Below are 8969 nucleotides of genomic sequence, written 5' to 3' on the forward strand. Positions count from 1 at the left end.
GGCCCCATTGCACTCCGCCCCCAACCCCCCCCACGCGAACCGCAACCACACCCCCCCCACCCCCCACCGGCCCCGGGACCTTACAGTGGGCCGGGGCCACGGTCGTGGTGCGGGCGGCCGGCGTCAGTGGTCGTCGCCCGGGTCGGCCGGCGCCGTGTTGTGCGGCCGGCCGGGAGCCGTGGTGCGGCCGCCGCCGGGGCGGCCCGGGGGCGTGTCCGGGCGGCCGCCCCCGCCCGGTCCCGCCGTGCCGGACGGGCCGGTACCGCTGGGGCCGGTCCCGCCCGGGCTCTCGGTCGGGTCCTTCTTGGGCGGCGGGTCCGGGATGTAGACGGTCCGGAAGTTCTCCTCCGGCATGCCGCGCACCGCCTGGCTCATCGCCTGCTGCCAGATCGGGCCGGGGCCGGTGGCGCCGAACACCTCCTCCTGGTACTTGCCGCCGATCCTGATGTCCCGCATCGGCACACCCTTGGCCGGGCCGCCGAGCCAGACCGAGCCGGCCAGGTTGGCGGTGTAGCCGCTGAACCAGGCGGCCTTCTTCTCGTCGGCGGTACCGGTCTTGCCGGCGATCTGCCGGCCGTCGTCCAGGCCGAGGTCGCGCGCGGTGCCGCCCTTCTCGGTCACGCCGAGCAGCACGGTGTTGAGGACGTCGGCGGTGTTCTGCGAGATCGCCTGGCTGCACTTGACCGGGGGCACCGGCACGTCCCGGCCGTCCACGGTGGTGATCCGGGTGAGCGCCAGCGGCGTGCAGTAGGTGCCCCGGGCGGCGAAGGTGGCGTAGAGGTTCGCCATGGTCAGCGGGCTGACCTCCTGGGTGCCGAGGCCGAGCGCCGGCACCTCCTCGAGCGCGTCGCCGTTGGCCTTGCCCGCGACGCCCAGCTTGTTGGCCATCTGCTTGACCGCGCAGAGGCCGATCTCCTGCTCCATCTGGACGAAGTAGGTGTTCACCGAGAGGGCCATGGCCTTCTTCAGCTCGTACGGGCCGGACTCGCTCGCCGACTCGTTGGGGACGGTGCCCTCCTTCCTCCCCTTCTGCAGGTTCTTCCAGGTGCCCGAGCAGGTCGACATGTTCGGCCAGTCGATCCGGTTCTGCGAGGGGTAGGCCTGGGTCGGCGGGAGTCCGGCCTCCAGCGCGGCGGCGGCCACGATCGGCTTGAAGTTGGAGCCCGGCTGGAAGCCGTTGCCACCGCCCATCGCCGCGTCCACGTTGTAGTTGATGACGGTCTCGTTCTTGTCCTTGTCGATGCCGTACGGGCGGGTCTGGGCCATCGCCAGGATCTTGCCGGTGCCCGGCTCGACCATCGTCATCGCCGCCGAGACCGGGTCGGTGACGTAGACCTTGGTGGTCACCGCGTTGAGCGCGGCGGCCTGCTTCACCGGGTCGAGGGTGGTGTAGACGTTGAGCCCGCCCTGGTCCCAGAGCTTCTTCCGGTCGGCGGCGGTCTTGCCGAACACCGGGTCCTGCTTGATCACGTGGCGGACGTAGTCGCAGAAGAAGCCCATGCCCGCGTTGGCGGTGATGCACCCGTTCCGCGGATCCTGGTAGTGCAGGACCAGCGGGCCCGCCTTGGCCTCCTTGGCCTGCTCGGCGGTGATGTGCTTGTTCTCCACCATCTTGTCGAGGACGGTGTCCCGGCGCTTGCGGGCGGCCTCCGGGTGGAGCCTGGGGTCGTACTGGGACGGGTTCTGCACCAGGCCCGCCAGCGTCGCCGCCTCCGGCAGGGTGAGGTCCTTGGTGTCCTTGCTGAAGTACCGCCGGGAGGCGGCCTGGATGCCGTAGGCCTTGTTCCCGTAGAAGGTGATGTTCAGGTAGTTGGTGAGGATCTGGTCCTTGGTCAGGTCCTCCTCCAGCTTGATGGCGTACTTGAGCTCCTGGATCTTGCGGCCCAGGGTCTTGCGCTGCGCCTCGCGCACGAGGACCGGATCGTCCCCGGCCTGCTCGACGTTGACGTTCTTCACGTACTGCTGGGTGAGGGTGGAGGCGCCCTGGACGGCGGCGCCGCTCTCGGCGTTCTTGGTCACCGCCCGGAGCACGCCCTTGAGGTCGACCGCGCCGTGCTCGTAGAAGCGGGCGTCCTCGATGTCCACCTGGGCCTGGCGTATCAGCGGGGACATCTGGTCGGCGGATATGACCGTGCGGTCGCGCTCGTAGACCTTGGCGATCTGGCCGCCGTTGGCGTCGTAGATGAAGGAGGCCTGGGTCAGCGGCGGGGTCTTGAAGTCGTCCGGGATGTTGTCGAAGTCGTCCGCCGTGTTCTTGGCGGTCAGTCCGAGCGCACCCGCCGCCGGCAGGGCGATGCCCGCCAGCAGAACACCGGCCAGCGTGCTGTAGCCGAGGAACTTCACCGCGTGACCCAGCATTCCGAGCGGCGTTTCGCGGCGCCGGGGGCGGGGGACCCAGATGTCGCCCTGGTCCGGGGCGGATGTGCGGCGGCTCTTCCGTGACATAGCCGGAACACTACGTCCACGAAAACCCCGCGTGGGACGGGTGTTGGCCGAGCTTTGTCACAAATCAGCGACAAATTCACCGCATCCGGGGAGGGATGACGCCGGTTTCGGCCAACTTCACGGTCCGAAAAGGGTCGTTCGCCCACCACCGGGCTGCCGGGGAACGACGGGCCGGCCGCCCGTCAGCCGCCCTTCCGCTTCTTGCGCAGGCCGAGCAGTGCGCCCACCACGGCGAGCAGGAACACCACGCCGAGGGCGCGGTCGGACGGGCCGCCGGAGGAGCCGTCCGCGGACGCCCCGGCGGCGGGCGCGCCGGAGGCGACACCGGACGCCGGGGCGGACGGGCCGGGCCCGCCCGGGGCCGCACCCGAGGACGAGGCGGCGGGCAACGGCTTCACGGTGTCGGGGAGTTGCCCGGCGTCCAGCGGCTCCCGCCAGACCGGGCTGTCCTTGCCCTCGGTGCCGTAGAGCACCGACCGGCCGTCCGCGGTGAACGTGACCGACTCGCCCTGGCGCTGCAACGGCATGGAGAGCGAGCCGAGTTCGGCGGGCGCGCCGTCCTTCCAGCGGTACAGGGTGGCGGCGAGGTAGCCGCGCAGGACCAGCCGGGTGCCGTCCGGGGAGAAGGCGCCGTCGGTGACCCACGGGACGTCGCCGATCCGGCGGAAGGTGTTGACGCCGGCGGTGGAGAGCTTCTCCGGCCCCTGGTAGAGGCCTCCCCCGCCCTGCTTCTTGCTGGCGATGTAGGCCCGGCCGGTGACCGGGTGGACCATCAGCGCCTCGGCGTCGCGCGGGCCGTCCTCGTACCGGACCCGGTAGCGGGTCACGTCCACCGACTGGTCGCGCAGTTCGGCCGGTTCGGCGAAGGAGTAGATCCACACCTCGGACCACTTGCCGCCGAGGTTGTCGCCGATGTCGCCGACGTAGAGCCGGCCGTCGGGGCCGAGCGAGATCGCCTCGACGTCCCGCGGCTCGATGCCGCGCAGGGTGACGGTGGCGACGGTGCGGCCCTGCGAGTCGACGGCGTAGACGTAGGGGCCGTCGTCGCTGTCGTTGTGCGTCCAGTAGACGCCGGGGTGGGCGAGGCTGGCGGCGAGGCCGCTGGACTCGGTGATCCGCGGGTCGCCGATGGTGAACGCCGTCCCGCCCCGGTCGGCCGCCCGGGCGGGCGCGGTGCCGGTCACCCCGAGCACGGCGGTGGCCGTACAGGCGGCCGCGACCAGGGCCGCCGAGGCGCGGGCCGCTCCCCGCCGCCAGGTCCGCCGCCCGTCCGTTCGCATCCTCAGCATCCGGCGATCCTCCCACGCGGGCCGGTCCGGCCGGGCCGAGGACTTTTCGTCACCTTGACGAGATTGCATCCGGCCCAATATCGTCGTACTGACGAAAAGGGGTCCCACTCATGGCCGACATCACCAGGCGCTTCGGACTGCGCCACCTGCGCGCCGTCCCCACCGCCCACATCCGGCACCTGAACCGGGGGCGGCTCGCCCACGACGGCACCGGCCTGGCCTTCTGGTTCCGCCCGCTCAGCGCCGCCCTCTCCGAAGTTCCGGTCGACGACCGCGAACTGGCGATGCTCTTCCACGCCCGCACCGCCGACTTCCAGGACGTCACCGTGCAGGCCACGCTGACGTACCGGATCACCGAACCCGCCACCGCCGCCGCCCGCGTCGACTTCGGCATCGACCCCGACACCGGCGCCTGGCGCGCCGCACCGCTCGACCAGATCGCCACCCTGCTCACCGAGACCGCCCAGCAGCACGCGCTCGGCCTGCTCGCCCGCACCCCGCTCGCCACCGTGCTCGCCGACGGCGTCGGCACCGTCCGCGAGCGGATGGCGGCCGGCCTGGCCGCCGAGGCCCGGATCACCGAGACCGGGCTCGCCGTGATCGCCGTCCGGGTGGTCGCGCTCCGCCCCGAACCCGAGGTGGAGCGCGCCCTGCGCACCCCCGCCCGCGAACTGGTCCAGCAGGAGGCCGACCGGGCCACCTTCGAACGGCGCGCGGTCGCCGTCGAGCACGAGCGCGGCATCGCCGAGAACGAACTCGCCAACCGGACCGAACTAGCCCGGCGGGAGAAGCAGTTGCTCACCCAGGAGGGCGCCAACGCCCGGCTCCGGGCCGAGGACGAGGCCGCCGCCGACCGGGTCCGCGCCGACGCCGAGGCCGAGCGCCGCACCCGGCTGGCCGGCGCCGAGGCCGACGCCGCCCGCGTGCTCGGCGAGGCCAGGGCCGCCGCCGAGGCCGCCTGGCTCACCGCCCACCAGCAGGCCGATCCGGCCGTGCTGCGCGCGCTCGCCCTGATGCGGCTGGCCGAGCACCTCCCGCAGATCGACAGCGTCACCGTCACCCCGGACCTGCTCACCGGGCTGCTCGGACGCCTCGCCGCCCCCGCGGGCGAGCGGTGAGCCTCGCGCCCCGGGCGGTCCTGGTGCACCGCCGCACCGAGTACGAGGAGCTGATCGCCCACCACGGCACGCCCGGCCAGGCCGCGTTCTTCCTCGCCTCGCGCGGCCGCTCCGTCGCCGAGGTCGAGCAGCGGCACCGGCGGCAGGCCGAGGCGCTCGCCCGGGCCGCGGCCGCCGTCCCGCTCGACTGGCGGCGCACCCGGGTCGAGCGGGCCGACCTGCCCCGGTTCCTGTTCGAACCGGAGGACGTGGTGGTCGTGGTCGGCCAGGACGGGCTGGTCGCCAATGTCGCCAAGTACCTGGACGGCCAGCCGGTCGTCGGCGTGGACGCCGACCCGGGCCGCAACCCCGGCGTGCTGGTCCGCCACCGCGCCGACGCGCTGGCCGCCCTCCTCCCGGCCGCCGCCCGCAGCGGCGCCCGGCACCTGGAGGAGCGCACCATGGTCGAGGCGGTCGCCGACGACACCCAGCGGCTGCTGGCGCTCAACGAGGTGTACGTGGGCCAGCCCGGCCACCAGACCGCCCGCTACCGGCTGGCCGTCGACGGGGAGCCGGCCGAACCGCAGGCCTCCTCCGGCGTCCTCGTCGGCACCGGGACCGGCGCCACCGGCTGGTGCCGGTCCGCCTGGCTGGAACGCGGCGGACCGCTCGCCCTCCCGGGCGCGGCCGCCCCCGCCCTCGCCTGGTTCGTCCGCGAGGCCTGGCCCTCCCCCGCCACCGGCACCGCCCAGGTGCACGGGCTGCTCGACGCCGGGCGGCAGCTCGTCCTGACCGTCGAGTCGGACCGGCTGGTCGCCTTCGGCGACGGCATCGAGGCGGACGCGCTGGAGCTGACCTGGGGCCAGACCATCCGGCTCGGCGTGGCCCCGACCCGGCTGCGGCTGCTGGGGTAGCGCCCTTCATGCCGCCCGGCCGGGCGGCCGTCGGTCCGTCCGCCCGCCCGTGGGTGGGGCCGGCGGCGCGCGTCAGGGCCGCGCGGTGCGCCGCGCGTGCACGGCGAGCACGGCCAGGTAGCTGCGGCGGACGTCCTCCCGGTCGGCCGGCTCGGGCACCGACTCGGCGCCCAGCCGGTCGATCATCGCGGCCTGGCGGAGCAGCACCGGGCGCTGCGCCTCGGTCGTGGTCTCCTCCATGATCTCCGCCAGGGCGTCGAGCTGCCGGATCAGGACCGCGGGCATGCCGGCGGCGGCCTGGCGGATCTTCTCGAACGCGCGCTCCACCAGCCGCTCGTAGCCCACCGGCGCGGTGATCACCCGGATGTGGCCGTCCGCGTCCCGGTGGACCGGGTCCGGCCGCCAGCGGGCAGCGATCCGGCACAGCCCCTCCCCGAGCCAGTCGATGCAGGTCAGGGCGGTGAAGGTGTCGTTCACCGCGGTGGACAGCGCCCGGATGGCGATCTCCACCAGCTGGTCCACCGCGAAGGCGATGTCCTGGGCGAGCGTCCTGGTCGGGCCGGTGATGTGGGCGCGGGCGAAGCTCCGGGTCACCTCGGCCGCCGCCTCGGCCGGCCAGACCGTGGCCAGCTGGTGACCCTGTACCAGGAAGTGGCCCGGCCGGTGGTCCAGCCGGATGACGGCGTCGAGCTCCGTCGCCATGCGGACCAGCGTGCGGTGCCGGACGAACTGCAGGTAGCCGCTGCCCGGCGCCGGAACGGCCGCCCCCGACGCGTCCAGCCGGGCGTGCAACTCGGCCGGCGGCGGCCCGCGCTCGACGTCGCCGCCCCTGGCCGGCTCACCCGCCCCCGCCTCGATCGCCGCCGAGAGCTCGGCCGCGATGTTCGCGATGACCCGCGGCAGCTGGATCGAGGTGGCGATGTGGTGGATGAAGTAGATCAGCACCCCGAGGTCGGCCAGCACCAGGGCCATGCAGACGGTGATGGACAGGTGCGGGACGAAGTCGCCGCGCGCGGACGGTCCGATCACCATCAGCGACAGCACCGCGTAGACGAACGTGCCGACGAAGGTGCCCAGGGTCAGCTGGGTGGTGCGGTCGCGGATGAAGGTCCGCAGCATCCGGGGCCCGAACTGGGTGGAGGCGAGCGTCAGGGTCACGATCATGATCGAGAACACCACGCCGACGACGGTGATCAGGGCCGCGGCGATGGCGGCGAGGATCTGCCGGGCGGCGTCGGCCGTCCCGCTGATGACCCAGGTCGGCAGCGTCAGGTCGCCCAGGTGGGCCGCCCGGTCCAGGGACCAGGTGACCACGAAGAGCAGCCCGGCGAGCAGCACCTCCAGCACCGGCACCACCCACAGGTTCGTCCGCAGTGCCTCCCGGCGCCACTGCGCCTCCAGGTGGACCCCACCGATCACCTCGCCCGCCTCCAGTCCCTGCGCACCAGCCCGCCGAACGCCTTCCGGGCGCTGACTCAAGGGTTGGCCGACCGGGCGCCGCCCGCCCGCCGGGCTGCCCGTCCGGGGGCCGGTCGGGTGGTCCGGCCGAGGCGCCCGGGGTGCCGCTAGACGAGGGTGAGGATGCGCGGGCCCTCCTCGGTGATCGCGACGGTGTGCTCGACGTGGGCGGCGCGGCTGCCGTCCGTGGTCCGCAGGGTCCACCCGTCCGGGTCGGTGTGGTAGTCGTCCCGGCCGCCGGCCGTGAGCATCGGCTCGATCGCCAGCACCAGGCCCGGCCGGAGCAGGTAGCCCCGGCCCGGGCGGCCCTCGTTGGGCACGTGCGGGTCCTCGTGCATCCGCCGGCCGATGCCGTGCCCGCCGAAGCCCTCGGGCAGCCCGTAGCGGGCCGGCCGCGCGACCCCGGCGATCGCGTGCGCGATGTCGCCCGTCCGGTTGCCGACCACCGCGGCCGCGATGCCGGCTTCGAGTGCCCGCCGGGTGACGTCGATCAGCCGCTCGTCGGCCGGCCGTGCCGCCCCGACGGTGAAGCTGACGGCGGCGTCGCCGGCCCAGCCGTCCAGCACGGCCCCGCAGTCGATGCTCACCAGGTCGCCGTCCCGCAGCCGGTAGCCGTCCGGGATGCCGTGCACCACGGCGTCGTTGACGGAGGCGCAGATCACCGCGGGGAAGGGCACCGGCGCGAAGCCCGGCCGGTACCCGAGGAACGGCGAGGTCGCCCCCGCCCTGCGCAGCACCGCACGCGCGACCTCGTCCAGCTCCAGCAGGCTCACCCCGACGGCCGCCGCGCCCTGCACCGCGGCCAGCGCCTCGGCGACCACCCGCCCGGCCTCCCGCATCGCCGCGAGGCCCACCTCCGACTTCAGCTCCACCATGTCACCGCTCCTCTTCCGGTCCGGCGCCCGCGCCACCGTCGCCCAATTCTTATACCGGTATATCTATCACGGTCGGAGCGGTATTAGTATCGGGGCATGGTGAGGACCCCACTGACCCCCTGGGAGCGCGAGCGCGGCGAGCACTTCGGTGCGCTGCTGCGGGAGGCGCGCGGCACGCGGAGCATGGTCGAGGTCGCGGCCGCGGCCGGCATCTCCGCCGAGACCCTCCGCAAGATCGAGACCGGCCGCGCCCCCACGCCCGCCTTCTTCACCGTCGCCGCGCTCGCCCACGCCCTCGGCCTCTCCCTCGACGAGCTCGCCGCCGCCTGCGCCCTGCCGGCCGAGGACGACCAGGCCCTCTCGGCCTGAGCCCGGCGCCCGGCCGGGAGAGGTGGCCGGGAAGACGCAACGGGCGTCGGTACAGGTGATCCTCCGCGCGCGGACGGTGTCACGCCCGCAGGTTCCGCCGACACCCCGTTACGATCGCAGCGCGTTCGCCGTCCCGCCTCGCGGCCCGGCGGCGAGGTCAGTCCTGTCGTGGGAACGAGGTGCCGTCGTGGCCGTCCGGAACAAGACCGCAACCATCGGCCCCAGCGGCTTGGAGCAGTTGCACCTCGCGGTGGCGAAACAGGCCACCGTCGAGATCATGGAACCGCGCGACGCCCTCACGCTCAGCCGGCGCCTGAACGGCGTCAATCTCGAGCTCGTCACGGAGGACCGCAACTTCACCGCCCTCAAGACCGGTCAGACGATCCCGTGGGGAACGATCCGCGCCTCGGGACCGTCCGGCACCCTGGTCCGCTATCGCGTGCGCACCGGACGCGATGTCACCGGGACCCCCGAGTTCCCGTTCTAGCAAGCGAACCGGCCGGGCGCGTGACGCGCGCCCGG

At 73.8% G+C, this 8969-nt stretch carries 8 protein-coding genes; 4 read left to right on the forward strand and 4 right to left on the reverse strand.

The genetic code is table 11. The annotated features are described in order from the left end of the window. Positions 1-123: 123 nt before the first annotated feature. Both ABZ885_RS30450 and ABZ885_RS30455 read right to left on the reverse strand, forming a co-directional pair. Positions 124-2358 carry a transglycosylase domain-containing protein gene (locus tag ABZ885_RS30450; RefSeq protein WP_360195569.1) on the reverse strand — a complete coding sequence of 745 codons (2235 nt, stop codon included), beginning with the start codon at positions 2356-2358 and terminating at the stop codon, positions 124-126. Positions 2359-2627: 269 nt separating this feature from the next. Further along, positions 2628-3725, reverse strand: a complete 1098-nt coding sequence (locus tag ABZ885_RS30455) for a hypothetical protein (RefSeq protein ID WP_360195588.1) — start codon at positions 3723-3725, stop codon at positions 2628-2630. 119 nt (positions 3726-3844) lie between these two features. On the opposite strand from ABZ885_RS30455, the gene ABZ885_RS30460 reads away from it, so the two are divergent. Both ABZ885_RS30460 and ABZ885_RS30465 read left to right on the forward strand, forming a co-directional pair. After that, positions 3845-4852, forward strand: coding sequence for an SPFH domain-containing protein (locus ABZ885_RS30460; RefSeq protein WP_360195572.1), 1008 nt, complete (start codon positions 3845-3847; stop codon positions 4850-4852). After that, positions 4849-5745, forward strand: coding sequence for a hypothetical protein (locus ABZ885_RS30465; RefSeq protein ID WP_360195575.1), 897 nt, complete (start codon positions 4849-4851; stop codon positions 5743-5745). Before ABZ885_RS30460 ends, ABZ885_RS30465 begins: the two co-directional genes overlap by 4 nt. Before the next feature lie 72 nt (positions 5746-5817). On the opposite strand, the gene ABZ885_RS30470 is transcribed toward ABZ885_RS30465, so the two are convergent. Both ABZ885_RS30470 and map read right to left on the reverse strand, forming a co-directional pair. Further along, entirely contained in the window at positions 5818-7164 is a 1347-nt protein-coding gene (locus ABZ885_RS30470) for a DUF2254 domain-containing protein (protein ID WP_360195577.1), read from the reverse strand. Between the two features lie 146 nt (positions 7165-7310). Next, positions 7311-8078, reverse strand: a complete 768-nt coding sequence (map, locus tag ABZ885_RS30475) for a type I methionyl aminopeptidase (protein WP_360195580.1) — start codon at positions 8076-8078, stop codon at positions 7311-7313. Between the two features lie 96 nt (positions 8079-8174). On the opposite strand from map, the gene ABZ885_RS30480 reads away from it, so the two are divergent. Together ABZ885_RS30480 and ABZ885_RS30485 are read left to right on the forward strand one after the other, a co-directional pair. Continuing rightward, entirely contained in the window at positions 8175-8447 is a 273-nt protein-coding gene (locus ABZ885_RS30480; RefSeq protein ID WP_360195583.1) for a helix-turn-helix transcriptional regulator, read from the forward strand. 187 nt (positions 8448-8634) lie between these two features. Then, complete coding sequence (locus ABZ885_RS30485) at positions 8635-8934, forward strand: hypothetical protein (protein ID WP_360195586.1); 300 nt, start codon at positions 8635-8637, stop codon at positions 8932-8934. Positions 8935-8969 lie beyond the last annotated feature (35 nt).

Origin of the sequence: Kitasatospora sp. NPDC047058 (assembly GCF_040643935.1) — a bacterium.
GTDB lineage: Bacteria > Actinomycetota > Actinomycetes > Streptomycetales > Streptomycetaceae > Kitasatospora.